This is a genomic window from Thiopseudomonas denitrificans (assembly GCF_002866065.1).
In the GTDB taxonomy this organism is placed as follows: domain Bacteria; phylum Pseudomonadota; class Gammaproteobacteria; order Pseudomonadales; family Pseudomonadaceae; genus Thiopseudomonas; species Thiopseudomonas denitrificans.
Genome location: NZ_LNJZ01000002.1, coordinates 112,403 through 139,059 on the forward strand (window position 1 = coordinate 112,403; position 26,657 = coordinate 139,059).

The following is a 26,657-nucleotide window of genomic DNA, read 5'->3' on the forward strand; positions in this document are numbered from 1 at the left end:
CTTTGTAGGTACGAATTTATTCGTACATGAAACAGCTCTCCGGGGCGCATGTATGCATGTGCACACATGAAAATATCAGCCCTGTATGGCCAGCTGCAGCTCAAGGCTTTCCAGCTGCTCCATGCTTTCCAGCCACTGTATTTCCAGCTCCTCACAGTCCTGTTTGAGGCGGGACTGGTCGGCCAGTAACTGTTTCAGGCGATCCTTGGCATCGGCTTCATACAGGCTGTTGTCACCCAGTTGTTGCTCAATGGCGTCCAGCTCGGCCTGTTTCTTGCCCAGTTGGGTTTCCAGTTTTTCCGCCTGCTTGCGATGCGGCGCCAGTTGCTGGCGTATCGCGGCTTCGGCCTGGCGCTGGGCCTTGCGGTCGATGCGGATGTCGACACCGGCGCTTGCGTTATCGGTATCGGCCAGTGAGTTGCGCTGCTGGCGCTGGCGGAATTCCTGCAGCCAGCGGCCATAGTCATCCAGTTCGCCATCAAAGGGCGTCACGGCACCATCGGCGACCAGCATGAACTCGTCGACGGTGGTTTTCAGCAGGTGACGGTCGTGGGAGACCAGCAGCATCGCACCTTCATAGTGTTGCAGTGCCTCACCCAGCGCATGGCGCATTTCCAGGTCCAGGTGGTTGGTCGGTTCGTCGAGCAACAGCAAATTGGGTTTTTGCCAGGCGATCAGTGCCAGCGCCAGCCGGGCTTTCTCGCCACCGGAAAAGTTCACCACCGGCTCGTCGCAGCGATCGCCACGGAAGTCGAAACCGCCGAGAAAGTCGCGCAGCTTCTGTTCGGTCTGCTCCGGAGCGATGCGTTGCAGGTGCAGCAGCGGGCTGGCCTTGGCATCCAGACTGTCCAGCTGGTGCTGGGAGAAATAGCCGATGGCGAGGTTCTCGCCACGCACCATCTCGCCGCTAAGCAGTGGCAGCTCGGCAGACAGGCTCTTGATCAGGGTGGACTTGCCGGCACCGTTGGGGCCGAGCAGCGCCATGCGCATGCCGGGTACCAGCTGCAGGTTGACCTTGTGCAGGATGCATTTGTCGCCATGGCCCAGCTCCGCACCACGCAGGCTGATCAAGGTGGCAGAGGTTTTGTCGGCTTCACGGAAGCTGAAATGGAATGGTGAGTCGAAGTGGGCCGGAGCCAGCTCTTCCATGCGTTCCAGTGCCTTGACCCGGCTTTGTGCCTGCTTGGCCTTGCTCGCCTTGGCCTTGAAACGGCGGATGAAGTCCTGCATGTGGGCGCGTTCGGTCTGCTGCTTTTCGTAAGCCTGTTGCTGCTGGATCATGCGTTCGGCGCGGGCACGCTCGAAGGCGCTGTAACCGCCGCGATACAGCACCAGTTTCTGGCGCTCGAAATGCACGATCTGCTGCACCACCGCATCCATAAAGTCGCGGTCGTGGGAGATCAGCAACAACGTGCCGGGATATTGCTGCAGCCAGCCCTCCAGCCAGAGGATGGCGTCCAGGTCCAGGTGGTTGGTCGGTTCGTCCAGCAACAGCAGGTCGGACGGGCACATCAGTGTGTGAGCCAGGTTGAGGCGCATGCGCCAGCCACCGGAAAAGGATGAAACCGGACGCTGCATTTCGTCTTCGGCAAAACCTAGCCCGGCCAGCAGCTTGCTGGCGCGGCTTTCGGCGGTCCAGGCATCGGCGGCGTCCAGTTCGGCATTGAGCCGGCCCATGGCGGCACCATCCTGGCGCTGTTCGGCCTGTGCCATTTGCTGTTGCAGCTCGCGCAGGCGGGTGTCGCCATCCAGTACATAATCCAGCGCCCGGCGCTCCAGCGCGGTGATTTCCTGCTGCATGTGGGCAATGCGCCACTGGGCGGGGATCTGGCAGTCGCCGCTGTCGGCTTGCAGCTGGCCCTGCAACAGGGCGAACAGGCTGGATTTGCCCGCACCATTGGCTCCTACCAGGCCCACTTTATGGCCCGGATGGATAGTAAGATCAACATGGTCGAGCAGCTGCAAGGGGCCGCGTTGCAGGCTTAGATTGTGCAGGCGAATCATGGGCGGGAGGTCAGTCCGGGAAAGGAAAACAGGATGCGCATGGTATCTGTATTACCTGTCTGCTGCCAGTGCCGGGCGAGCACTGCTCCGATGCTGGCTAGTGGCCTGTACGGCTAATTCCATTAGTCAATTTCGGCGTCTGAGGCTCCGATGCTGCGTTGCTGCTCCTCGCCATAGCCCCGCTATGACTCGTCACAGCGCCTTGCCTCGAATCCCCAGCCATCCGAACTTGAGTTAACGAACTAGCCGTTCAGGCCACTAGAGGCTGTCAGCCTTGCCTGCGGACGTTGGGCCTGCGGTCAACGTTGCTGCTTGCAATGCTCCAGAACATCGCTGTCACCGCTGGCGTTGCGTTGCAGCAGGGTACCTTCTGTGCCCTTGGTCCACCATTCCAGCAGGTCGCCAACATAGCGGGTACCACTGGCGGATACATCAACCCGCATGCTGTGTTCGCGTCCGAGGTAGGTGACGCGGGCAGAGTCAGTGTCGGGGTAAGTTGCGGTCACGCGCACCCCGCTGTCGCAGCTGTAGCGGTAGGTGTCGGGCGTGGCTGCAGCATTGTGGCAGCCAGCCAGCAATCCGCTGCCGGCAAGGATGAAGAAGGCAAGTACTCGCATGAGTCGTGCTCCCGAGAGTGGATACAGGTGATTTGAGCCGGTGATGATCGTTGGGTTCCGTCAAAAATGTGAAAATTATCACAAAAACAGAGCTTGGCGGTTTGTGTTTCCTGGCGTGGCGTTGATCACTGTCACGACAGCGGCAAGAAACAATAGTGGTGGCGAACGGCGGCTTTACCCTACAATTGTGGCCAATATGGGCCAGGTGGTGTGCGGTGACATGCCGGGTATGAAAATGCTGCTGTTGGCCTGGTTGCAGCGTTTTGGCCGATTCTTGCTTATCGGGAGACATTAAATGTCGGGAAAATACATTCTGGTCACCGGCGGTGCCGGTTACATTGGCTCGCATACCTGTGTCGAACTGCTGGAAGCCGGTTACCGGGTTCTGGTGCTGGACAACCTGTCCAATTCGTCGCCGGAATCCATGCGTCGCGTACAGCAGATTACCGGCAAGACGCTTGAGTTTGTCGAAGGCGACATTCGCTTGCTGGCGGATCTGGAAGCGGTGTTCGAGCGCTTCCCGGTCGAGGCAGTGGTACACTTTGCCGGACTCAAGGCGGTGGGTGAGTCGGTGGCCCAGCCGCTGCGCTACTATCAGAACAACGTCACAGGCACCCTCAACCTGTTACAGGTGATGGATGCCCACAACTGCCGCCGGCTGGTGTTCAGCTCGTCGGCCACTGTGTACGGCGATCCGGCATCAGTACCGATCCGTGAGGATTTTCCGCTGTCGGCCACCAACCCCTATGGCCGTTCCAAGCTGATCATTGAGGACATGCTGCGTGACCTGTGCCGCGCTGACGAGCGCTGGTCGGTGGCGCTGCTGCGCTACTTCAACCCGGTCGGAGCCCATGTGTCCGGGCTGATCGGCGAAGACCCGCGCGATATTCCCAACAACCTGATGCCCTATATCACCCAGGTCGCGGTCGGCAAGCGCGAGCGCCTGCAGGTATTCGGTGGCGACTACCCGACACCCGATGGTACGGGCGTACGTGATTACATCCATGTGGTCGATCTGGCCAAAGGGCACATCAAGGCACTGGCTGCGCTCGACCGACCGCGTCTGCTGACGGTCAACCTGGGTACCGGTCGCGGCTATTCGGTGCTGGAAATGGTTGCCGCGCTGGAACAGGCATCCGGCTGTGCTGTGCCCTACGAGATTGTGGCCCGTCGCCCCGGTGATGTCGCCCAGTGCTATGCCGACCCTGCGCTGGCGCTGGAATTGCTCGGTTGGCAGGCCGAGCTGGATCTGACCCGCATGTGCGAGGACAGCTGGCGCTGGCAAAGCAACAACCCGCAGGGCTATATGTAGGTGTGAATTCATTCGCACAAATACCGGCCGTATGCCTGGCCATACCGGGCAATGTTCGAATGAATTCGAACCTACAAAACCGGGCTGTTGTGTAGGTGCGAATTTATTCGCACAAATGCGGCCATGTTGCCCGGCGATGCCGGGCGCTGTTCGAATGAATTCGAACCTACAAAACCGGGCTGTTGTGTAGGTGCGAATTTATTCGCACAAATGCAGCCATGTTGCCCGGCAGGCGGGTTTTACAGGTTCTGTTCGGCCATTTCGCGCAGGTACTTGAACAGCTTGCGTGCTGCCAGCGGCGGCTTTTCGCGGGCGCGTTCGTGCTGGGCCTGACGGATCAGGCCGCGCAGGTGCTGGCTGTCAATGTCGGGATATTCCAGCATCAGCTCTTGCAGGGCATCGTCGCCCTCGTCCAGCAGGCGTTCACGCCAGCGCTCCAGCTGGTGAAAGCGGTTGTTGTATTCACGGCTGGCGCTGTCAAAATTGTCCAGCACGCTTTGGATGGCCTCGACGTCGTGGCCGCGCAGCAGCTTGCCCAGATACTGGTTATGGCGCTTGCGGGCAATGTGCTTGGTATGACGGGGGCTTTCTTCCAGCGCCTTGAGCAGGGCGTCATTGAGGGGCAGGCGGTTGAGAATGTCGGGTTTCAGTCCGGCCAGCCGTGCGCCCAGATCCTGCAAGGCAAGAAATTCGCGCTTGACCTGGGTTTTGCTTTTTTCTTCGATGAAATCGTCTTCAAGATGTTCGGACATGGTGCTTCCTGTGATTGAACAGCAACCGGGTGCATGGCCCGCGCCATGGCTCTGGGCGTCGTGCCATGCATGACAGTACCGGAAAAACGGTGGAACGCAGCATGCAGCCGATACGACTGTCGCGCCATGGTCCGGTATTTCTGGTAGTCTTTCCCGTTATTTTCTTTGCGGTGGAGTATACAGCATGAACGGCATTGAGCAGTCCGGCCCGGATGCAATTCCCGGCTTGCAGGCACAGGTTGAGCAAATTCTGGCCGAAGCCCGGCGTCAGGGTGCCAGTGCCTGCGAGGTGGCGGTCAGCGTGCAGGACGGCCTCACCGCCAGTGTGCGCCAGCGCGAAGTGGAGTCGATCGAGTTTATCCGCGACCAGGGCTTTTCCATTACGGTGTACAGCGGGCAGCGCAAAGGCTCGGCCAGCACCACGGTGATGGGCGATGCCGCCGTGCGTGAAACCGTGGCCGCGGCGCTGGCGATTGCCCGGCACACCTCGGAAGACGATTGCGCCGGCCTGGCCGATGCCTCGCTGATGGCCACAGAGCTGCCCGAGCTGGACTTGTGGCACCCCTGGGACGTATCACCGGAACAGGCCATCGAGCTGGCGCTGGAATGTGAAGCCGCCGCTTTCGCCGCCGACCAGCGCATCACCAATGCTGACGGTACCAGCGTGGACACCAGTCGGGGCTGCACGGTATATGGCAACAGCCACGGCTTTATTGGCGGCTATGCCGGCACCTCGCACAGCATCAGCTGCGTGATGATCGCCGGTGAGGGCGAGCAGATGCAGCGCGATTACTGGTATGACCACGCCCGCCGTGCCGACCTGCTGGCCAGCGCACAAAGCATTGGCCAGCACGCGGCGCTGCGTACGGTCAGCCGGCTTGGTGCCCGTCCGGTACCGACCTGCAACGTGCCGGTGCTGTTTGCCGCTGAAGTGGCTGGCGGCCTGCTTGGGCATCTACTGGGCGCGATTTCCGGTGGCAACCTGTACCGCAAATCAAGCTTCCTGCTGGATGCACTGGGCGAGCAACTGTTTCCTGACTGGTTCACCCTGGACGAGCGGCCCCTGTTGCCGGGCGGGCTGGCCAGCAGCGCATTCGACGGTGATGGCCTGGCCACCCGCAACCAGCCGTTCGTCAAGGACGGCCAGCTGGTCAGCTACCTGCTTAGCACCTATTCCGGCCGCAAGCTGGGCCTGCCCAGCACCGCCAACGCCGGCGGCGCACGCAATGTCTTTGTCAGCCATGGCCAGCAGGATCAGGCGGCACTGCTCAAGCAGATGGGTACTGGCCTGCTGGTCACCGAACTGATGGGGCAGGGTCTGAACATGGTCACTGGCGATTACTCCCGTGGTGCTGGCGGTTACTGGGTGGAAAACGGCGAGATCCGGTTTCCGGTGCAAGAAGTGACCATCGCCGGCAACCTGCGGGACATGTACCGCAATCTGGTCGCCATCGGCTCCGATCTGGACACGCGCGGCAGCATCCGTACCGGCTCGGTCCTGCTGGAACAGATGAAAGTGGCCGGCAGCTGACCGGGCAACAAACTCCATGCAAGACCAGCATTTTGACGACCTGGCGGTGCGCTTTGCCCGCAAGATCTACGGCAACAACAAGGGAGCCATCCGCCTGGCCGTGTTGCAGGCGGATTTACAGGAAGTGCTGCCGCAGCGGCCGCTCAGGGTGCTCGATATTGGTGCCGGGCTGGGCCACATGGCGTTATGGCTGGCCCGGCAAGGGCATCAGGTAACCCTCGCCGAGCCCAGTGCGCCGATGCTGGCAGCGGCACGTAGCAGCTTTGCCGAAGCAGGCATCAAAGCGCAATTCATCCAGTGTGACTGGCAGCAGCTGGTGGCGAGCAAGCCGGAGCCCTACGACCTGGTCCTGTGCCATGCGGTACTGGAATGGCTGGCCGAACCGGCGGCCTTGCTGGCGGCGCTGAAGCCGGTTCTCAAGGCCGATGGCTGGCTGTCACTGGCGTTCTACAACAAGGATGCGCTGGTGCTGCACAACCTGATCAAGGGCAACCTGCGCAAGCTGGCCAAAGAGCATTTTGCCGGTGACCAGGGCGGCTTGACGCCGCAACAGCCGCTTGACCCGCGCGAGCTGGAACAGCTGCTGGTCGGGCATGGCTGGCAGGTTGACCAGCGCAGTGGCATCCGGGTGTTTCATGACTACATGCAGCCAAGGTTTCGCGACAAGATCGCCGACAACGAGCTGGTGGCAACCGAGTTGCTTTACCGGAAACACCCGACGCTGGGGCCGCTGGGCCGTTATCTGCACTGGCTGTGCCGTCACTCCGCCTGAGCAGGTTAAACCTGTAGGTTCGAATTTATTCGAACAATTCCGGCTCAGCCGGGTTATAGGGCCATGTGCGAATGAATTCGCACCTGCACAACAGCCCGGTTTTGTAGGTTCGAATTCGTTCGAACAGCGCCCGGCATCGCCGGGCAACATGGCCGCATTTGTGCGAATAAATTCGCACCTACACAACGGCCCGGTTTTGTAGGTTCGAATTCGTTCGAACAGCGCCCGGCATCGCCGGGCAACATGGCCGCATTTGTGCGAATAAATTCGCACCTACACAACGGCCCGGTTTTGTAGGTTCGAATTCGTTCGAACAGCGCCCGGCATCGCCGGGCAACATGGCCGCATTTGTGCGAATAAATTCGCACCTACACAACGGCCCGGTTTTGTAGGTTCGAATTCGTTCGAACAGCGCCCGGCATCGCCGGGCAACATGGCCGCATTTGTGCGAATGAATTCGCACCTACAACGACGGGGTTATCCGAATAGGTGGGCGTGCCGGGGGGCGTTTGTGCGAATAAATTCGCACCTACAGAGTGCGGCTTGGTACATGCTCTGTGCGAAGGGGCTTGCCCACCCTTGTCGGGGGCAAGTCTGCTTCTATAATCCCAGCCGCCACCAGCTCTTCTTTTCTTCCGGCTTGTCAGCCAGCGGGCATTCGGGACGCTTGCCGTAATCATCCTTCTCGCAAGGACGAATCCGGCGACGCTCGGCCAGGCTGGTCTGCTTGACGTGGATGGTGATCGCGGGGGTTTGCATCAGTGTCTTTCCGTTCTCGTCCAGCAGTTGCACGGCAAGCTGGTGGCTGCCACGCTCCACATCGCGGATTTGCCATTGGGCTTGTGTGCTGGCGCTGCCATGGGCGGCTCCATCCAGCCATGCCTGATAATGATGGCCAGGCAGTAGCTGCGGCGTACTGCTGGCGTGGATATCGATGACGGTTCCGGTATTGCGCAGGGTGTCATCCTGTACCGGACTGACCAGCTGCAGGGCCTGATAGAGCGGTGGTGGCGGAGCCAACTGCTGCTTCAGCTCCGCCGGTGCCTGCAGTTTGATGATGCGCTGGCCGGCGGGCATGCGGTTGACTGGTGGGATCTCGACTTTTGTGCTGTCGGCAGTTGCCGGAGGGCGGTCAGTGAACACGCGCTGGCCGCTTTCGTCCACGTAACTGTAGATCTGTGCCAGGGCGGCATGCGGCCCGGCCAGCATTGTCAGGGTAAGCAGAACGGCCAGGATTGCAGGCTTCATTGGCGGCGACGTGCGGGCGCGTTGACGTGGGTGCGTTGAATGGTAATCGGGTAGGTGGCGCTTTGCTGCAACACCCGCTCACCGGACAGAACCTGCACGGCAAGACTGTGCTCGCCACGGTCCAGATTGCTGGCCCGTAGCAGAATGCTGCGCACCGGCTGGCCGTGGGGCTGGCCGTCCACCAGCAGTTGCAGTCTGTGCTGCAGCATCAGGCGTGGCTGCACCTGTACCTGTACCTGGATATCGCCACTGTTGGCGCGGAAGGTGCCATCCTCGGGCAGTCCGGTGAGCGCCAGCTGCCGGTAAGGCGGAGCGGCAGGTGCATCATCGGCCGCCTCCTGTTGCCCCGCCGGACGTGCTGCCGGGGCCGGCATTTGCGTGCGGTTGACTTCCGGCAGGTGTACTTCCTCGGCATCCACATGCAGTGGCGGCTTGTCGGTAAAGACACGGTTGCCGTGCTCGTCGATGTACTGGTAAACCTCGGCTGCCTGACTGGCACAGGCCAGACTGGCAAGCAGTAATAACCATGGATGACGCATGCTTGACCTCCGCCGGTACGGGCAGTACCTGATGTTGATAACGGGGGCGGGCAGAAGTGCAGTTGCTTCCTGTTCGCCATTTTTGGCAGCAGACCTCTGGTATTTGGCGCTGTCAGGGTCCAGAATATCACGATTGCTGCCCGCTCTGTTGTGGGCCGTTAGTCGTTTTGGAGACCCAGATGTTGAAGTCGCTCGCATTAATAGAACAACACCATGTGAAATGGATTGACCTTCGTTTTACCGATATTCGCGGGCAGCAACATCACCTCACCCTCCCGGCACGCAACCTGGATGAAGACTTTTTCGAGCAGGGTGCCATGTTTGACGGCTCTTCCATGCCCGGCTGGAAAGGTATCGAAGCCTCCGACATGCTGTTGCTGCCGGATGACGACAGCGCGGTACTCGATCCCTTCACCGAAGAAAGAACCCTGATCCTGATGTGTGACGTGATCGAGCCTTCGACCATGCAGGGCTATGACCGTGACCCGCGTGCGTTGGCCCAGCGCGCCGAGGACTACCTCAAGGCCACGGGCATCGGCGACAGCTTCTGGGTCGGCCCGGAGCCGGAGTTCTTCATCTTTGACCAGGTGCAATACAAGGCTGAAATGTCTGGCGCCATGTTCAAGATCCACTCCGCGCAGGCGGCCTGGAACAGCGATGCCGAGCTGGAAGGTGGTAACCGTGGCCATCGCATTGCCGTGCGCGGCGGCTACATGCCGGTAGCGCCCAACGACCCCGACCACGAAATTCGCACCGCGATGTGCAACGCGCTGGAAGAAATGGGCCAGGAAGTCGAGGTGCACCACCATGAGGTGGCCACCGCCGGCCAGAACGAAATCGGCGTCAGGTTCAACACCCTGGTGACCAAGGCCGACGAGGTGCAAACCCTCAAATACGTGGTGCGCAACGTCGCTGATGCCTACGGCCGCACCGCCACCTTCATGCCCAAACCGCTGCACGGCGACAACGGTTCCGGCATGCACGTACACATGTCGATCACCGCCGACGGCAAGAACATCTTTGCCGGCGAAGGCTATTCCGGCCTGTCCGACGCGGCGCTGTACTTCATCGGCGGCATCATCAAGCATGCCAAGGCGCTGAACGCCCTGACCAACCCCTCGACCAACTCCTACAAGCGCCTGGTGCCGGGTTTCGAAGCTCCGGTGATGCTGGCCTACTCGGCACGCAACCGCTCGGCTTCCGTGCGCATTCCCTACGTCACCAGCCCGCGTGCCCGCCGCATCGAAGCCCGTTTTCCCGACCCGTCCGCCAACCCCTATCTGGCCTTTGCCGCGCTGCTGATGGCCGGGCTGGACGGCATCCAGAACCGCATCCACCCCGGTGATCCGGCCGACAAGAACCTGTACGATCTGCCACCGGAAGAGTCACGGCACATTCCGCAGGTGTGTGGCAGCCTCAAGGAAGCGCTGGATGCGCTGGATCAGGATCGCGACTTCCTGCTGCGCGGCGGCGTGTTCAGCAACGATTTCATTGATGCCTACATCGAACTGAAGGCCGCTGAAGAGCTGCGCGTGCGCACCTTCGTTCACCCGCTGGAATACGAGCTGTACTACAGCTGCTGATACTGCCACAACCGGTCTTGCAGGCCGGTAACTGATCCGGCCTGCATTCACTTGCGCCCGTGCGGTGCTGCTTTGCTGTAATACCCTATCCTCATGCATTACATTTTTCCGTTGCTGGCCGTGCTGTCCTGGGCCGGCAACACTGTCATCACCAAAATGTCCGCCAGCAGCATCGAGCCGACCGAAATCGGCTTTTACCGCTGGCTCCTGGCCTGGCTGTTGATGACTCCCTTCATGCTGCGCCCGACGCTGCGCAACTGGTGGCGCATCCGCCCGCACCTGGGCAAGATCTTCATCATGGGCACCCTGGGCATGGCCATGTTCCAGAGCCTGATGTACTTTGCCGCCCAGTACACCACAGCGGCCAACATCGGCATCATCCAGGCGCTGATTCCTGGCATCTCGCTGGTACTGGCCCTCATGCTGCTCAGGCAACGGCTGACCCCGGCGGCCATCGTTGGTGCCGCCACCGCCTTTATCGGCGTGCTGCTGGTGGTGTCCAACGGCCAGCTGGGGCAACTGGTGCAACAGGGGCTCAACCGTGGCGATGCCCTGATGGTTGGCGCGGTGTTGTCCTATGCCCTGTACAGCACCCTGCTCAAGCACTGGCAGGTAGCAATCTCCGCCATGCAGATGATGTACCTGCAAATGCTGGCCGCCATCATCGTGCAGCTGCCATTGTTCTTGTTGCAGCCGAAAACCGGGCTGAACATGGACAACATCCCGCTGGTGCTCTACGCCTGCCTGGCCGCCTCGATGATCGCGCCGCTGGCCTGGATGCATGGCGTGCGCCTGATGGGCCCGAGCCGCATTGCCATCTTCTTCAACCTGATGCCGATCCTCAGCCTGTTCATTGCCGCCCTGACGCTGGGCGAGGCGATCGAGCTGTACCACTGGATCGGCACCGCCATCATCCTGCTGGGCGTGTTCCTTGCCGAACGCTGGAAGGGCAAGCCGGCCTGAGCCAGCGCGACGCGGCGGCAATCTTGCATGTTGACGCATGGCTTGTTAGGGTTCACGGCAAAACACCCGCAACACCGACGTGCGGGTTTTTGTTTTAAACGCGACTGATATCAGGTACTGGAAAACAGCATGGCAAGTTTTGATATTCAAGGTGAAATACACAGCATCGACGAAACGCGCACCTACGGCCAGAACGGCTTCACCAAGCGTGAATTTGTCATCAAACTGACCGGCGAGGGCGAAAACCCCAGCTACCCCAACTATGTGGCGCTGGAGCTGGTCAAGGACAAATGTGCGCTGCTCGACAGCTACCGGCAAGGCGACGAGGTCAAGGTGGCCTTCAACCTCGGGGGCCGGCTGTGGAGCGCACCGGGCAAGCCGGAAAAATGCTTTGTCAGCCTGCAGGCCTGGCGTATCGAAAAAACGTCTGGAGTGGCCAGCCAGGATACGGCTGATGGCTGGGGAGGCTTCGATCAGACGCCACCGCCGAATGATGATGATTTTCCGTTCTGATGCGGCGAAACAGGCGGATCAGGGCTGGTTGAGGGTGTGGGGGTAAACCGCAGGCAGCTGGCTGAACAGGCTCTGCTGCTCCAGCAGCTTGAGCGTGGTCAGCTTCATAGAAGGCCGAATGGCGTGCGGGACTCTGTAGATCGGCTGATGCAGGGTCAGCGGCCGGCCCAGTTTGAACAGGTAATAGGCAGTGTCCGAGGTTGATGCCTTGCCGGCCATGGCCGCAGTAATGGCATGACGTGGTCCGAGGCGGACCCCCAGTACCGGCCAGATGCGGTCAATCTGTTTGCTGTTGCTATCGCTCGGAGAAGTACGGGCCAGCGCCAGATAGCGGATTTCCTCCACCACATGCTGCTCGAATTTGCCGACAAAGGTTGCTTGCGGCATGTGATACCAGCCAGCCGTTCCCTGCTCAAAACGCTCGAAATAGTCCCGGTCACGCTCTCTTGCACCACCCAGCGAAATCGTCATGCACAGGTCGGGGTAAAGCACCTGCTTCATGCCATGCACTGGAATACGGGCGGCATCCTGTACAAACAGGGCATCAGCCATTTCATGGGTGTAATTGCCGGTATCACCGATCTGGCTGCGCAGATAATCCAGCAGCCAGCCATCACTGGACGCGCCGGGCAGCAAGGGAAACGCGCCAATGCCAATTTCTTTGATGGCATCAGCGTAAGGGTTGTAATCGTCTTGTGCAAAATGCCCCGGATAAAGCGCGAATGCGCCAAATACAGGGCGGCTTTTGCGCTGATTGTCGGTGGATGAATCATGCAGGGCGATCAGCGCATCACGATAGCGGTGCATCTGGTTGATGGCGTCGTCCGGTACAAAATCCGTGCTGTCGATATCATCTTCTTCGTATTGATTTCGTTCAGTCTTGATACGGTATTTGGCGTCGAACAGCCAGATAAAACGCCGCTCTTTGTCGCGAGTACCGCCAGGCAGGCATACCTCCAGCACGATATCCGGCTTCTGTGTCACCAGGTAAGAGCGGATCGAAACACCTTTGCGCGTGAATCTCGGCTCGTGGGCCAGAGAGGCGGTTACGCCATCCGAACGCTTGAAGCGGAATGCACCGGCAAAGCCGTCTTGCAGGCGGTATTCAAAAAACTCGTTGAGCTCCAGGCCGGACTTTTTGGCTGCCACTTCCTCAAAGCCCAGGTCATCCAGCAGCATCTGGCGGATACGCAGAAAGCACCAGATCTCGTAAATTTCCGCTACCGACTTCATCGACACTTCGGACTGGCCGGCCAGCACGTCCAGATAAAATTTCAGCTCCTGCCAGACGCGGTAAACACTGCTGTAACCGGTTTTTTGCTGCAACACCAGTGACTCGCCGTTCATGCCGGTGTAGTCACCAACTTCCTGCAAAAAGCTGCGATCGAGCATCTTTTGCATCGGTTTTTGCCAGTTGTTCAGTTCCTGCAGAAAGGCATCCGACAGGCGCTGGCGGTCCGGTACCTGATTGCCGAGGCGCAGGCGCTGTTCAAGTCCGGCCAGTTGCTGGCGGCTCTTGCTGACCACCATCTTGATGAAGCGGTTTTCCGGCGTGTCCACGCTGAGCCGTTTTTTCTCCACTCGATAGCGGCGGTCAGTGCGCTGGCTGGCCAGATCATCACGTACCCGCTCGCCCAGCCGATGCGGAATACGGCCCTTGAGCCGGTCAGCACGGCTGTAGCGGACATCTGCCTGCAAGCGGCTGTGTGGTGCCAGGCGGATGACCTGTAACCCCTGCTCGAACTTCTCGCGCAAACGGGCAAACTGGGCCAGCCACAACAACGGAAAGTTGCCGCGCTGGCGGCTGCTGGCCGCATCCTGGCCGGTTTTCTCTACCAGGCTGAAACGCCACAGCGGAAAGCTCTGGTCGATTACCTCATACATGGCGGGCAGATCACGCTGCAGCAGCATCTTGGTGGGCAGCACCTCGACCGCCAGCGCATGCTGGAGCGCTCTGCCGTGGCGCGTATAGCTCACGGGCAAGCGCAGCCAGCCGACATCATTGCCGGTTTGTACATTACCGGTTAGTCGCGCCGGCATCGAGCCGCGTGCTGGAGCAAAGCGGAAACCGTCATTCAGTTGCCGGCTGCGATGAGTCAGTTCGGCACTGGTCACGTCCTCGTGGAAGATCCACTCAAACTGGTATTCGGTATTTTCGAAAAACAGAGGCCGGGGCAGCTCTAGCACAGACACTGGCTCGCCTTCGACTTCTTCACCCTGAACGCGCAGCGTCAGCGCCGCTGACGACAGGCGCACGCCGGCTGCCTGACTTTGCTGGCCATGGTTTTTTAATGTGTTGTCATGGGTTTGCTGGCGTGCAGAAATATCCCTGCTCCAGACAGTCAGCTCGAAGTCTTCAGTGATGATCTGCAACAGCTCGGGCATGCATCAGCCTCCAGGCGAAAACCGTTACGGCCAGAAGCTGGTAAAGCCGGAGCTGTTAAGACGATCCAGCATCCACTGTAATTTGATTCTGGAACGACAGGCTGTACGTGCTGGCTGGTCATTTTCCAGACGGTAAAAATCGGTGCGGATCTTGTCATCAGCCCAGATATCAATTAGTTGTACTTCCAGAACTTCGTGCAAACGGGTCAGCAGGTTATGGTCGCCATTGCTCTGCAACTTGTCGGCATCACCCTCGATACGGGGCAAAACCTTCTGCATCAGGAAGTCATCCCACACTGCCTGCAGGTCTGCGCCCGGCTTGGGCGTGCCATGGCAATGTACCGCCAGCAACAGCTCGTTGAGTGCGCGGTAAGCTAGCTCAAACGGTGAGCCTTTCAGCACGCTGTTGACGGCCTTGAGAAACTCGATGCTGGCTTCGGTATCGATTTTTTCAATAGCCTCTTTACCGCTGGAATGACGGGGGAACGTCAGCGGAACATGGCTGATGCTGCCTGCATAAAAGTCGTCAAAGTCGTTGGGGAAGAACTCGCCAAAGTCAAAACTCATGGCGCGATCGATCACCTTGCGTGAAAAACCATGGGTGGTTTCGTCCATGTTTACCGTGCCGGCCACGATCAGGTTGGGCGGAATGGCAATGCCATGTTCGAGAAAGTGCTGCCACAGTAAATGATCGGTGCCGGACTCGTCTTCCGTTTCTAGCTGCAGCGTGCGGGCTAGTGCCTCCTGTTGTTCCGGCTCCAGCTCACCAAGTGCCGAGGCATTGAGCAGGGCATCGCAGCCGTATTCGAAGTCGTCTGCGTCCCAGCTCCAGTCACGGGTTTCGGTTAGGGCCAGATAGTCGGCAAAGTACTGCTCCACAGGCGCTAGGTTCATTTCATCCAGACACAGCCAGAAGGGCACTGCCGCATCCAGTTGGCTGCTGTTTCCCGTCAGCAGGGTGCGGCTACCATCTCCCTCCAGTGCAAAGCCCTGTTGCAACAAATCGCGCCATGCCGCTACCAGAAAGCGCAGCACATCCGTGGCTACATACTCGGTTTTGCCCGATAGCCGCGAACTGTAACCCAGCAAATCACTAGGTTCGTGCCAGTCGGGACGTACCGCAACCAGACAGAAGTTGTTGTTTTGTGGATGAAATTTGGCTTGTTCGCGTACAAAGCGAGACTTGCCTGTGCCGGAGATTCCGGCGAGGAGCAGGAAGGGTTTGGGTACAGAAACTGAGTTACTAGAACGGCTTTCTATGAACAGGTCTGCCTCTGCGGGGTTCTCTAGAATGTATTCGCAGAGCTTTTGAAAGGTAGCATCATAGCCAAGTGCAAACTTATCGTAGTTTAGTTTCAACTCATCGAATAAATGAGGTAGCCCAGCGTCAGATCGATATTTTCTAGAAATATCTTGAATGGTGATTTGGTTGGTCCTGAGTGCTTCGACGAGATCGCGCAGAATAGCGGTTGGAATAAACCGCAGCGGGTTGTTTTCCTGCGATGTTCGAACGTGAATTAGTTCGTTTGTTGCTTTTTCAACCACAAAGGAGCGAGCACCATCGCCAATGGTGAGTCCTGGCTTCAAATTGAATTTCATCTGTCGGCCTGAGTGCGGGGCTTGGCTATCGAAGTTTACCAGGGTAATAGGTGTGCGATTAGCATGCAAATTTTGAAAGAGCCTCAAATTAGTGATTGTTTCGGTTTAGATTATTTCAGGGAAGCGCTGAATAAAACCGCTCAAGTCAGAGGATTCATGTAATTTCAAAAATCAGCACTGAAAACTCGGCTCCAGAGCCAAAAATACAGTTTTTATTTACGGTTTTACCCGTTTTGCTGCTTTTCCGTAAGCGCCCCTAAATCCGCATCTTCCCCTTCGGCACTCTGCTGCCCACACTGGCCTCCGTACTTTTTTCGGAGGTTTTTCAATGTCCAACCAAGAGCTTCGCGCCACCTGGCAGCAGCGGATTGAGCAACACCAGGCTTCGGGCCTGTCCATCAAGCAGTTTGCCGAGCAGAATGCGCTCAACTATCACCAGTTTTGCTATTGGCGCAAGAAGTTTGCGGATGAGCAGCAGGCCGGTGCGGCGGGCTTTGCCCGTGTGACACGCCGGCATGATTTATCCGCTGGCCAGCCCGGTGGCCATGGTTTGTGCATTCACCTGGCCGGCGGCCTGAGCATCACCGGCATCGGCCATGACAATCTCGGTGTATTGCTATCCCTATTGAGGCAGCTGTGATGAGGCCGCGTTATCTGAGGCCGGCGCAGAACATGCCGCAGATTTATCTGTACCGCGCGCCGGTGGATTTTCGCCTGCAGGCCTTTGGGCTGGCCGCACTGGTCGAGCGCGAGCTGGGCCACAACCCGTTTTCCGGTGCGCTGTACGCCTTTACCAACCGCCGGCGCAACAAGATCAAGTGCGTGATGTGGGAAGACAACGGCTTTGTCCTCTATTACAAGATGCACTGCTGCAAAGCTGGCCGCTGGCGGCAGGATTTCTGGACTATTTGCATGGCAATACACAGCAGACAGGCTGCGAGTCCGTCGACAAGGATCAGTAGTTTCCTGATGCAGCTTGGCGGCTGAGTGCCATCGCTCAAGCGCCAATGCCGCCAGCCAGTCATGGGGCTGGAAAAAGCCGGGAATGATGCTGGTCATGAACAGTACCGGTCCGACCATCAGAGGCCTGTCCAGCATTTTGTGCCGGACAGACGCTGTTTGTTGCCACAGCCGGATGCGGCCAACTGCTATTGGTTGCCGGTGACCTGTTTGCGTGGCAGATAGCGGGAAATGTCGGCATTGGGCTGAAAGCTGACTTCGAGCTTTTGCACGGCCAGCGTTGCCGGTTCAATCTCCAGTTCCACCCGGTTGCCGTCCACATCGCGGCCGTGGATTTCATAACAGCCATCATCCACCTTCAGGCGCTCTGTGGTTATGCCCAGCTCGCTCACGAAGGCGGTAACGCTTTCGCGCGGATGCCATTCGGACATCGGGCTGCGACAGTCATCATCTGCATGGGCAAGGCCGGAAACCGTCAGGGCTGTCACTGCCGCGGTCAGCACTAAAATGTTCATTGCTATTCTCCTGCAAGGTTGACAGCAGCATACTCGCTCTCCAATCTGACAGCACCCTGAAGAAATGAAAAAATTTCAGTCCGGGACAAAACATCATCTCGTTCAGCCGGGAGATTGAACGATGCGCATATTACTGATTGAGGATGATCTGGTTCTTGGCTCGGCCATACAGGACCAGCTGGCAAGCGAGGGCTACTCAGTTGATCGCGTGGAGCGTCTGGGGGCGGCAGAAAGCGCGTTGTCCGTTGCCTCCTATGATCTGATCCTGCTGGACCTGATGCTGCCTGACGGTCGGGGTATTCCATTCCTGCGCACGCTTCGCAAGCAAGGGCAGAACACTCCGGTGATCATCCTCACGGCCATGGATCAGATATCCGATCGTATTGAAGGGCTGAATGCCGGAGCAGATGATTATCTGGTCAAGCCGTTCGATCTTAGCGAGCTGACTGCACGCATTGGTTCTGTGGCCCGCCGTTACAGCGGCAATCCCAACCCGCTGATCACTGTTGGAGAGCTGCAGATTGACCTGGCGGCACGCAAGATTTTGCGCAATCAGCAGCCTGTTGCCCTGACCGGTCGCGAGTGGGCACTGCTGGAGGCGTTCCTTGGCAGTCCGGGGCAGTTACTGTCCAAGGCCAAGCTGGAGGACAAGCTGTACTCCTTCGATGCGGAAATCGAAAGTAACACCATTGAAGTGCTGGTCAGCCGTTTGCGCAAGAAACTCGGGGCGGGCCTGATTCTTACCGAGCGCGGACTGGGCTATCGCTTGGGCCCGGCTCAGGATGCAGCCAGTGAATAGTTTGCAAGGTCGCATCGCCCTGTTGCTGGGCGTGTTGTTTCTTGCACTCTGGGCGGCTTCTGCAGTGTTGACCAGCCGGCAGATACGTACCGAAATCGAGAGTGTATTCGATTCGGCCCTGCAGGAAACGGCACAGCGTATTTTACCGCTGGCGGTGGCGGACATCCTCGAAAACGAACAACAGGATACACCCAGGCGCCTGGCCACCATTCACAGCCACAACGAGCTGCTTACCTACCTGGTTCGCGACCCGCAGGGCAGGATTCTGTTGCGATCCCATGATGCCGTGCCGGAGCAGTTTCCCGCCTGGGACGGTTCTGGTTTTCGGCAAACAGAGACGCATCGCATCTATAACGAAGACAGCCTGCAAGGCTCGATCCGCATCAGTCTGGCCGAGCCGCTGGCGCATCGACAGGCAATGATTCGCAACATACAGCTTTCCCTGGGACTGCCGGTGTTGATCTTCATGCCGCTGGCCCTGCTGGCCATCATCCTGGTCATACGTACCAGCCTGGTTTCCCTGAACAGGTTCCGTGATCGGCTGGCGCACCGGGATGAGCATGACTTGTCCCTGTTGCCAACCGACGGGCTGCCTGCCGAAATTACACCCATTGCCAATACCCTGAATGAAGTGCTGGCCAAACTGGCCAGTGCCTTTGCTGCCGAACGCGGTTTCACCGCCAATGCGGCACACGAGTTGCGTACTCCCCTGGCTGGCGCAATAGCACAGGCACAGCTGTTGCAACGCGAGACACAAGAAGACCGGAGCCGCCAGCGCGCACTGGATATTGAAAGTACCCTGAAACGCCTGACGGTCATGTCCGAGCGGCTGATGCAGCTGGCCCGTGCTGAAGGCAGTCAGCTGTTTCTGGACAGGGCCGGGGATTTGCGTCCGGTCATGGAGCTGCTTGGCATGGATCTGACCCGCAATGGCAATGCGGGGCGGTTGATTCTGGATCTGCCAGAGCGGCCGGTGCAGTCGAATCTGGATCCGGATCTGTTTGCCATCCTGTACCGCAACCTGCTGGAAAACGCACTGCGTCACGGCACGGCAGGAACTCCCGTGCATGTCCGTCTTGATGACAGTGGGCTTCTGTCGGTCAGCAACGACTGCGACATCATTCCTGAACAGGTATTGCAGCAGCTAACCCGGCGTTTCGAGCGTGGCCAGGCCAGGGCCACGGGTAGTGGTTTGGGGCTGGCCATCGTTCAGGCCATCTGTTTGCGCATAGGTACCCGGCTGGAATTAAGCTCCCCGGCACGGGACCGGGAGCGCGGCTTTGAAGCACGTCTGATGCTGCCGGTACAGGCAGGCTGACTCCAGCTTTCGACACTGAAAAGCAGCCAATCGAATTTATTTTCACTCTGTCAGCTTGCTGTCAGCTTGCGACGATAAATTGAAACTGCCCACCCAAAGTAGCCCGGAGCTGATAGCCAGCACATCTTTCCGGCCTTGGTCCGGGCACTCGATGGCTTGCAGCAACCACTGCTGTATGCCGGGTGAATTTTCCACTTAGGAGCTTTGTCATGAAAACTGAAATTTTTGCTATCGCTGTTGCCGGTCTGATGTCCGTTATGCCTCTGGCCCATGCCGGTGAACATCCGGATGCCCAGCAACGTGCGGCACTGGAAACTGCCCTGACCACTGCCGGCTTTGTCAGCTGGGGTGAGATTGAAATGGAAAAAGGCTTCTGGGAAGTCGATGGCGCCCGCAAGGAGCTGGGTGCCAAACTGAAGTTCGAGCTCAAGCTGGACCCGACCACCATGCTGGTGGTTGAAGAGAAGGTCGACGACTGAGTCTGTACCAAAGCCTGTTGCACAGGTCGCACCCGAGTTCAGGTGCGACCTGGTTATACCGATTCCATGTGCCTGCCTTAAACCAAGTTGAATTGCCCATTAAGTTTGCTTTAAGGCATGGCTTTTATCCTGCAGCCATCTGAAGAGAGGATGTTTGCCATGAAAAAACTGATTTGGGGCACTGTACTGGTTGGCATGGCCGCCTGGCTGCTGCCTTCCATCGGACTGCTGCCAGACTGGGATGTGTGGGCCTGGCGCAAACAGCTGATCTATTTCAGCGGGCTGGCTTCTTTTATGTTGATGACAGTGGTCATGCTGCTGGCCATCCGTCCGCACTGGCTGGAAAAACCGCTGGGCGGTCTGGACAAGATGTACAGCCTGCACAAGTGGGCCGGCATCTGGTCGGTGGTGTTTGCGTTGTTGCACTATGGCATCAAACTGGCCAAGGGGCCGATGCTGATGCTGTTTGGCGAGGCAACCAAAGGACCGCGCATAGAGACTTTTCTGGACGTGTTCCGTGGCAGCGCCAAGGATCTTGGCGAGTGGTCACTGTGGATCTTTGCCGCCATGGTGCTGGTGGCCCTGTGGCAGCGCTTTCCGTATCACCTGTGGCGCTATGTGCACAAGGCGCTTGCCGTGTTCTATCTGATTATCGTGTTCCACAGCATTGTGCTGACTCCGGCACAGTGGTGGTTGCAGCCGACCGGCATGCTGATTGCGCTGGCTTCGGTTCTGGGTACCTACGCAGCATTGGTGAGCCTGAGTGGCCGCATTGGCCGCAGCCGTACTCACAGTGGCAAGCTGCTGGAAGTACGTCACCTGCAGTCAGACATGGTTGAGCTGGTGTGCCAGCTGGATGGTCGCTGGCAGCATGAGCCCGGTCAGTTCGCCTTTGTCCGCTTTGAGGGCATTGCAGACCCGCACCCCTTCACCATTGCCAGCGCCGACCAGGGCAATGGCCAGCTGCACTTTGCCATCAAGGCGCTGGGTGATCATACCCGTCAGCTGGTGCGCGAGCTTCAGCCCGGTCAGTCAGTGCGTGTCGAAGGTCCCTATGGTCGCTTCGATCTGCCGCAACAAAAAGGTGACGAGGAACAGGTCTGGGTGGCAGCCGGTATTGGTGTGACTCCTTTCATTGCCTGGCTGGAAGGTCTGCAAGAGCGGCCGGAACAGGCACCAGTAGCCAGCCTGCATTACTGCGCCAACAATGAACAGGAAGCGGTGTTTGCCGATCGACTGCAGCAGCTGTGCGAGAAGCTGCCCAGCATCCGCCTGCATGTTCACCTCAGCCAGCGTGATGGCAAGCTGGACTCCAGCCAGCTGTTGGCCGGACGGGGTGACAACACCAGGGTGTGGTTCTGTGGGCCGGAAGGTTTTGCCGACAGCATTGCACAGGCTATGAACCAGCTGGGCATGAACCCGCACAACCTGCACAGGGAGCTGTTCAGAATGCGTTAACCACTCGGCTGTTCATCCAGGCGCATACAGTTTGGGTGACTGCCAGCTAAAACAAAGCCCGGATTAGATAAGAGTCCGGGCTTTGTGTGTTTTGGGCAAGGTTGTTGCGATCAGCGTAGATATCAGTGTGACAGGTCGATCGCTTGCCAGCCCTGGTGGTCGAAGAAGTCGCCGTAGCTGTTCAACATCTGTGCAATGCTGACTACCGCATCGGTAGGTGATTTGTCTTCGGCCTTGCCTTCAACGGCTTCCAGGTCATGCATGACATTGGCCAGCACTATATGCAGCTGGGCATCAGCATCTGCCGGCAGCTCGCAGTTTTCGAAGATATACGCCAGCTGTTCGTTGATCTCTGTGGTCAGCTGCTGATAGCCGCTGGCTGACATCTGGTTTGCGTGGATTTGCTCAATTGCACCGGCAACACTGCCGTGAATTGCATTCATGCCCTGGCGCAGCGGCGCATCAATGGCCCATTTTTGGCCCTGATTCAGTTCCAGGGTAGCGCTGGACAGGTCGTGGTGGTCATGTGCGTCGGCATCTGCCCAGACAGGCTGGGTAGCAAAAGCGAAAAGCAGTGGAGCAGACAAAATGGTTGTCCGGGTAAAGAGCTTGATGTTTTTCATTGGTACTCCTTGAGTAGTCAAGTAAGGGGTGCTTGATATTTCGGGTTCCGGTTAAAGCCAGGCTGGGCCTTTGCAGAAAATAACACAATGATCTGAGCAATCAGTTGTTTGTGCGCATCCATCAGGGTGCGCTTCATTTTCTGACCGGTTCGTATTGCAAAAACCTGGTATCACCGATAAGTTAGTAATAGCTTACTTACTTTACTATGAAGACCATATGAATACCAAACCCAGACAGCTTACTGCCGCCGAGCGCAAAGAGCTGACCATAGAGACGGTGGTCGAGCTGGCGGCCGAACAGAACCCGGCAGAAATCACCACCACTGCAATTGCCCAGCGCATGGGGCTGACTCAGGGAGCACTATTTCGGCACTTCAGCAGCAAAGAGATGCTGCTGGAAGCCACCATGCAGTGGGTCAGCCAGCGCTTGCTGGACCGGGTGGACCGCGCTGCCGCCAAAGCAGGTTGTCCACTTGCTGCACTGGAAGCGATGTTCATGGCTCATACCAGCTTTGTTGCCCGGCACCCGGGTGTGCCGCGCCTGTTGTTTGGAGAACTGCAGCGTCCCGGTAAAACGCTGATCAAGTCCATGGTGGAAACCCTGCTGCAGGAGTACAGCCAGCGCTTGCAACTCCATTTGCAGCAGGGCATTGAGCAGGGTGTCTTTTATCCGCAGCTGAACACCCGGGCCGCGGCCAGTCTGTATATCGGCAGCATTCAGGCGCTGGTCATTCAGGCGACGGTAAGTGGTGAGGCACAGTTGATCAGCCAGCAGGCCCCTGCAGCTTTTGCACTGTTTCGACGTAGCCTGGAGGTTCACCCATGAGTGCTGTCAAACGCAGGCTTCCCGTTGTTTTATTGATACTGCTGGCAGTTGCGGCAGTGCTGTTTTATCTGTGGCAGCAGCAGGCTGAGGACCGCAGTGATCGTCTGTTGCTGTACGGCAATGTGGATATCCGTGAGGTGCAACTGGCGTTTCGTCAGCCGGGCCGCTTGCAGACCCTGAATTTTGATGAGGGTGACCGGGTTGCCGAAGGCACCTTGCTGGCCGAGCTGGATGCCCAGCCCTACCGGGAGGCGCTGGCGGTTGCCAGTGCCAATACCTTGCTGGCCCGTACCGAGCTGAACAAGCTGCAGGCCGGTTTGCGCCCGCAGGAAGTCGAGCAGGCGCGGGCTGCGTTGAACCAGGCACAGGCGGTTGCCCGTGATGCCCGGGCCAATCATCAGCGCCAGCAGGTGCTGGTCAAGGATGGGGCTGTCAGCCGCAGCATGGCGGATGCGGCACAGGCTGCCCACGAGCAGGCGCAAGCCCGGGTCCATTCCGCACAGGCAGCTTTGTCGCAGGCGATCGAAGGCTTTCGACAAGAAGACATTGCCGCGGCGCAGGCCCGGCTGACCGCTGCCGAGGCTGCCGAGGCCCAGGCAGAAACCGCCCTGGCTGATACCCGCCTGCTGGCACCGGCCGATGGCGTTATCCTGGCACGGGTACGGGAAGCCGGCAGCATGTTGGTCAGCCAAGCTGCTGTGTATACATTGAGCCTTGAGCATCCGGTGTATGTACGTGCCTATGTGGGCGAGCCCGATCTGGGCCAGGTAGTGCCCGGACGCCAGGTGCTGATACACAGCGATAGCAGTGAGCGTGTCTATCAGGGCCAGATCGGTTTTGTTTCGCCACGTGCCGAATTCACCCCGAAAACGGTAGAAACCACTGACCTGAGAACCGAGCTGGTATACCGGCTGCGGATTGTGGTCAGTGATGCCGATGATGCCTTGCGTCAGGGCATGCCGGTTACCGTCGAGCTGCAGAGAACCGGCGCGGATGAATGATCTGCTGGCGAGCAACAGTGCACCTGCGGTGCAGCTGACGGAGCTGAGCAAGAGTTTTGGCCCCGTGCAGGCCCTGCATAGCCTGAGTGCGCGAGTGGAATACGGACGTCTGACCGGGCTGGTCGGGCCGGATGGCGCCGGCAAGACCACCCTGATGCGCATCCTGATCGGCTTGCTGCATCCTGACAGTGGCCAGGCCAGTGTCGCCGGTCTGGATACGGTGCGTGAGGCCGAGGCGATCCATGCGGCAACCGGCTACATGCCGCAACGCTTTGGCCTGTATGAAGACCTGAGCGTGCTGGAAAACCTGCGCCTCTATGCGCGGCTGCGTGGTCTGGATGCGGGTCAGCAGAGCGGCTTGTTCAAGGAGCTGCTGGACTTCACCCGGCTGGCACCTTTTACCGCCCGTCTGGCCGGTCAACTGTCGGGTGGAATGAAACAAAAGCTGGGACTGGCCTGTGCCCTGATGGCGCGGCCACGGGTACTGTTGCTGGATGAACCCGGCGTTGGTGTGGATCCGGTCAGCCGTCAGGATCTGTGGCGCATGGTGCAGACGCTGACCGATGAGGGCATGGCGGTGATCTGGGCGACCGCCTATCTGGATGAAGCGGAGCGCTGTGAGTCGGTGTTGCTGCTGGATCAGGGCCAGCTGCTCTATCAGGGCGCGCCTGAACAATTGACCCGGCGCCTGCGTGGTCGCAGTTATCGGCTGGAAAATCTGGACAGCCAGCGCCGGCAACTGCTGAGCGAGGCGCTGGATTTGCCATCGGTCAGCGATGGCGTGATCCAGGGGGCTGGTGTGCGTGTGGTACTGCGTGATGGAGCCGGGCGCACGGACATTGAAGCGCTGGCCAGCCGGGCAGGGGTGCCGTTGCAAGCTGTCGAACCCCGTTTTGAAGATGCCTTCATTGATTTGCTTGGCGGCGGACCAGGTGGAACCTCAGCGCTGGCCGAACGACTGGAACCGGTCCGGCTGGCTTCGGACATTGCCGTATCCTGCAATCAGCTGACCAAGCGCTTTGGCAATTTTACCGCCACCGACGTGGTCAGTTTCGAGGTACGCAAGGGCGAAATCTTCGGTTTGCTCGGCCCCAATGGGGCCGGTAAGTCCACCACCTTCAAGATGCTGTGCGGACTGCTCAAGCCGACTTCGGGCGAGGCCCGGGTGGTAGGGCTGGACCTGCGTCGTGCCAGCGGTGCCGCCAAGGGGCAGCTGGGCTACATGGCGCAGAAATTTTCCCTGTATGGCCTGTTGTCGGTCCGGCAGAACCTGGAGTTTTCAGCCGGCGTGTATGGCCTGGAAGGCAACGAAAAGAACCAGCGCATTGCCCAGATGGTGGAAACCTTTGATCTGGAGCCCTGGCTCGACAGCGCGCCGGATGCATTGCCACTGGGCCACAAGCAGCGCCTGGCACTGGCCTGCGCCTTGATGCACCGTCCGCCGGTGCTGTTTCTGGATGAGCCGACTTCCGGTGTGGACCCCATCACCCGGCGTGAGTTCTGGACCCATATCAACGGGCTGGCACGCAAGGGCGTCACCATCATGGTGACCACCCATTTCATGGACGAGGCGGAGTATTGCGACCGCGTCGCCATGCTGTCCCAGGCACGGCTGATTGCCCTGGATACGCCTGATGCGCTTAAACGTCAGGCCGCCACGACCGATAACCCGGACCCCAGCATGGAAGATGCCTTCATTCATCTGGTTGAAACCGCCGCGCAGGCGACGCAGGTGCAGCCATGAGTCATCGTCGTTTATGGGCGCTGGTGCACAAGGAAAGCCTGCAGGCAGTGCGTGACCCGTCCACCCTGTTGATTGCGCTGGTACTGCCGCTGATCTTGCTGCTGCTGTTTGCCTATGCCGTATCGCTGGACGCGAAAAATGTGCCGGTTGCAGTGGTCAACGAGTCAAGCAGTGCCAAGGCGCAGCAGTTGGCCGCTGCGCTGGCGGCAACAGCCTATTTGCAGCCGGAGTTTGTGCAGGACCGGCGCACGGCAATGCCTGCACTGGTCTCGGGGCAGGTGCGTGGCTACATCGTCATTCCCGCCGACTTCGAACAGCGTTTGTCTCAGCGAGGCGAACAACCCTTGCTGCAGGTGCTGACCGACGGCTCACAACCGAATACGGCCAACTATGTCGAAAACTACACTCTGGGCGTGCTGCAAAGCTGGCGGGCCGGTTTGCCGGAAGCTGCCGCGGCGCAGCAGGGCGGTATTCAGCTGGAGCCAAGATTCTGGTTCAACCCGGAGCTGGAAAGCCGGCGGGCGCTGGTGCCCGGCGCCATTGCCATTGTCATGACCATTATCGGCACCCTGCTCACCGCGCTGGTGGTCGCCAGGGAATGGGAGCGCGGCACCATGGAGGCCATCATGTCGACACCGGCCTCGGTCAACCAGATCCTGATCGGCAAGCTGCTGCCGTATTTTGTGCTGGCCATGCTCTCCATGCTGGGTGCTACCCTGCTGGCGGTGCAGGTGTTTGACGTACCGTTACGCGGTTCACTGTGGGCGCTATTGCTGTTGTCGGCAGTGTTCATGATTCCGGCGCTGGGACAGGGATTGCTGATTTCCTCGCTGACGCGTAACCAGTTTCTGGCTTCACAGATCGCCCTGTTTTCCGGCTATTTGCCGGCCTTTATCCTGTCGGGCTTCTTGTTTGAAATTGATGCAATGCCCGCTGTCGTTCGTGCTCTGACCTATGTGATTCCGGCCCGTTATTTCGTGGATTCGTTAAAGACAGTGTTTCTTGCGGGTGATGTCTGGGCGGTATTTTTGCCCAATCTGTTGGCCATGGCAGGCATAGGGCTATTGTTCTTCGCCCTGGCCAGGCGGGCCACCCGCAAGAATCTAGAGGGTTGAA

At 58.9% G+C, this 26,657-nt stretch carries 26 protein-coding genes; 17 read left to right on the forward strand and 9 right to left on the reverse strand.

Features of this window, described 5'->3' with window-relative positions; all coding sequences use genetic code 11:
• Positions 1-75: 75 nt before the first annotated feature.
• A complete protein-coding gene (locus tag AR306_RS00815) occupies positions 76-2,004 on the reverse strand; it encodes an ATP-binding cassette domain-containing protein (protein ID WP_101495654.1) in 1,929 nt (642 codons plus the stop codon).
• Between the two features lie 299 nt (positions 2,005-2,303).
• Positions 2,304-2,621, reverse strand: coding sequence for an MliC family protein (locus tag AR306_RS00820; protein ID WP_101495655.1), 318 nt, complete (start codon positions 2,619-2,621; stop codon positions 2,304-2,306).
• 40 nt (positions 2,622-2,661) lie between these two features.
• Between AR306_RS00820 and AR306_RS00825 the strand changes: the two genes are divergently transcribed.
• Together AR306_RS00825 and galE are read left to right on the forward strand one after the other, a co-directional pair.
• A complete protein-coding gene (locus AR306_RS00825) occupies positions 2,662-2,916 on the forward strand; it encodes a hypothetical protein (protein ID WP_133539698.1) in 255 nt (84 codons plus the stop codon).
• Positions 2,917-3,933, forward strand: a complete 1,017-nt coding sequence (galE, locus tag AR306_RS00830) for a UDP-glucose 4-epimerase GalE (protein ID WP_101495657.1) — start codon at positions 2,917-2,919, stop codon at positions 3,931-3,933.
• Positions 3,934-4,172: 239 nt separating this feature from the next.
• Here the strand turns inward: galE and yjgA are convergent, their stop codons facing one another.
• The gene (gene yjgA / locus AR306_RS00835; protein WP_101495658.1) at positions 4,173-4,685 is read right to left on the reverse strand and encodes a ribosome biogenesis factor YjgA; all 513 of its coding nucleotides are present in this window, start codon (positions 4,683-4,685) and stop codon (positions 4,173-4,175) included.
• 184 nt (positions 4,686-4,869) lie between these two features.
• On the opposite strand from yjgA, the gene pmbA reads away from it, so the two are divergent.
• Positions 4,870-6,216 (forward strand): metalloprotease PmbA, encoded by a 1,347-nt coding sequence (pmbA, locus tag AR306_RS00840; RefSeq protein WP_101495659.1) that lies wholly within the window; start codon positions 4,870-4,872, stop codon positions 6,214-6,216.
• Positions 6,217-6,232: 16 nt separating this feature from the next.
• A complete protein-coding gene (locus AR306_RS00845) occupies positions 6,233-6,988 on the forward strand; it encodes a methyltransferase domain-containing protein (protein ID WP_101495660.1) in 756 nt (251 codons plus the stop codon).
• 600 nt (positions 6,989-7,588) lie between these two features.
• On the opposite strand, the gene AR306_RS00850 is transcribed toward AR306_RS00845, so the two are convergent.
• Positions 7,589-8,236, reverse strand: coding sequence for a DUF4124 domain-containing protein (locus tag AR306_RS00850; protein WP_101495661.1), 648 nt, complete (start codon positions 8,234-8,236; stop codon positions 7,589-7,591).
• Entirely contained in the window at positions 8,233-8,775 is a 543-nt protein-coding gene (locus tag AR306_RS00855; RefSeq protein WP_166627861.1) for a DUF4124 domain-containing protein, read from the reverse strand. The genes AR306_RS00850 and AR306_RS00855 overlap by 4 nt, the downstream gene beginning before the upstream one ends.
• 179 nt (positions 8,776-8,954) lie before the next feature.
• Here AR306_RS00855 and glnA point away from each other — a divergent pair, with 179 nt between their 5' ends.
• The 3 genes from glnA (at position 8,955) to AR306_RS00870 (ending at position 11,834) form a co-directional block, all read left to right on the forward strand.
• The gene (gene glnA, locus AR306_RS00860; RefSeq protein ID WP_101495663.1) at positions 8,955-10,358 is read left to right on the forward strand and encodes a type I glutamate--ammonia ligase; all 1,404 of its coding nucleotides are present in this window, start codon (positions 8,955-8,957) and stop codon (positions 10,356-10,358) included.
• A gap of 93 nt (positions 10,359-10,451) precedes the next feature.
• Positions 10,452-11,321, forward strand: coding sequence for a DMT family transporter (locus AR306_RS00865; RefSeq protein ID WP_101495664.1), 870 nt, complete (start codon positions 10,452-10,454; stop codon positions 11,319-11,321).
• Between the two features lie 129 nt (positions 11,322-11,450).
• Positions 11,451-11,834, forward strand: a complete 384-nt coding sequence (locus AR306_RS00870; protein WP_101495665.1) for a DUF3127 domain-containing protein — start codon at positions 11,451-11,453, stop codon at positions 11,832-11,834.
• 18 nt (positions 11,835-11,852) lie between these two features.
• On the opposite strand, the gene AR306_RS00875 is transcribed toward AR306_RS00870, so the two are convergent.
• Positions 11,853-14,219, reverse strand: coding sequence for a restriction endonuclease-like protein (locus tag AR306_RS00875; protein WP_101495666.1), 2,367 nt, complete (start codon positions 14,217-14,219; stop codon positions 11,853-11,855).
• A gap of 24 nt (positions 14,220-14,243) precedes the next feature.
• Complete coding sequence (locus AR306_RS00880) at positions 14,244-15,818, reverse strand: McrB family protein (RefSeq protein ID WP_206167933.1); 1,575 nt, start codon at positions 15,816-15,818, stop codon at positions 14,244-14,246.
• Between the two features lie 328 nt (positions 15,819-16,146).
• Here AR306_RS00880 and tnpA point away from each other — a divergent pair, with 328 nt between their 5' ends.
• Entirely contained in the window at positions 16,147-16,458 is a 312-nt protein-coding gene (gene tnpA, locus AR306_RS00885; protein WP_101495667.1) for an IS66 family insertion sequence element accessory protein TnpA, read from the forward strand.
• Positions 16,459-16,490: 32 nt separating this feature from the next.
• On the forward strand, positions 16,491-16,805 hold the full coding sequence (gene tnpB, locus AR306_RS00890; RefSeq protein WP_166627862.1) for an IS66 family insertion sequence element accessory protein TnpB: 315 nt from the start codon (positions 16,491-16,493) through the stop codon (positions 16,803-16,805).
• Positions 16,806-16,966: 161 nt separating this feature from the next.
• Here the strand turns inward: tnpB and AR306_RS00895 are convergent, their stop codons facing one another.
• Positions 16,967-17,293, reverse strand: coding sequence for a PepSY domain-containing protein (locus tag AR306_RS00895; RefSeq protein WP_101495669.1), 327 nt, complete (start codon positions 17,291-17,293; stop codon positions 16,967-16,969).
• Between the two features lie 121 nt (positions 17,294-17,414).
• On the opposite strand from AR306_RS00895, the gene AR306_RS00900 reads away from it, so the two are divergent.
• The 4 genes from AR306_RS00900 (at position 17,415) to AR306_RS00915 (ending at position 21,347) form a co-directional block, all read left to right on the forward strand.
• A complete protein-coding gene (locus tag AR306_RS00900; protein WP_101495670.1) occupies positions 17,415-18,092 on the forward strand; it encodes a response regulator transcription factor in 678 nt (225 codons plus the stop codon).
• The gene (locus AR306_RS00905; RefSeq protein WP_206167935.1) at positions 18,085-19,410 is read left to right on the forward strand and encodes an ATP-binding protein; all 1,326 of its coding nucleotides are present in this window, start codon (positions 18,085-18,087) and stop codon (positions 19,408-19,410) included. Before AR306_RS00900 ends, AR306_RS00905 begins: the two co-directional genes overlap by 8 nt.
• Positions 19,411-19,619: 209 nt before the next feature.
• Positions 19,620-19,889, forward strand: a complete 270-nt coding sequence (locus tag AR306_RS00910; RefSeq protein ID WP_101495672.1) for a PepSY domain-containing protein — start codon at positions 19,620-19,622, stop codon at positions 19,887-19,889.
• A 159-nt stretch (positions 19,890-20,048) separates the two neighbouring features.
• Positions 20,049-21,347, forward strand: a complete 1,299-nt coding sequence (locus AR306_RS00915) for a ferredoxin reductase family protein (protein ID WP_101495753.1) — start codon at positions 20,049-20,051, stop codon at positions 21,345-21,347.
• A gap of 122 nt (positions 21,348-21,469) precedes the next feature.
• On the opposite strand, the gene AR306_RS00920 is transcribed toward AR306_RS00915, so the two are convergent.
• On the reverse strand, positions 21,470-21,970 hold the full coding sequence (locus AR306_RS00920) for a hypothetical protein (protein WP_101495673.1): 501 nt from the start codon (positions 21,968-21,970) through the stop codon (positions 21,470-21,472).
• A 217-nt stretch (positions 21,971-22,187) separates the two neighbouring features.
• On the opposite strand from AR306_RS00920, the gene AR306_RS00925 reads away from it, so the two are divergent.
• From AR306_RS00925 to AR306_RS00940, 4 genes are read left to right on the forward strand one after another with little or no spacing between them, the layout of a single operon-like run.
• The gene (locus tag AR306_RS00925; RefSeq protein ID WP_101495674.1) at positions 22,188-22,796 is read left to right on the forward strand and encodes a TetR/AcrR family transcriptional regulator; all 609 of its coding nucleotides are present in this window, start codon (positions 22,188-22,190) and stop codon (positions 22,794-22,796) included.
• Positions 22,793-23,797 carry a secretion protein HlyD gene (gene hlyD, locus AR306_RS00930; protein ID WP_101495675.1) on the forward strand — a complete coding sequence of 335 codons (1,005 nt, stop codon included), beginning with the start codon at positions 22,793-22,795 and terminating at the stop codon, positions 23,795-23,797. The genes AR306_RS00925 and hlyD overlap by 4 nt, the downstream gene beginning before the upstream one ends.
• A complete protein-coding gene (locus AR306_RS00935; RefSeq protein WP_101495676.1) occupies positions 23,790-25,541 on the forward strand; it encodes an ATP-binding cassette domain-containing protein in 1,752 nt (583 codons plus the stop codon). The genes hlyD and AR306_RS00935 overlap by 8 nt, the downstream gene beginning before the upstream one ends.
• Entirely contained in the window at positions 25,538-26,656 is a 1,119-nt protein-coding gene (locus tag AR306_RS00940) for an ABC transporter permease (protein ID WP_101495677.1), read from the forward strand. The genes AR306_RS00935 and AR306_RS00940 overlap by 4 nt, the downstream gene beginning before the upstream one ends.
• Position 26,657: the final 1 nt, after the last annotated feature.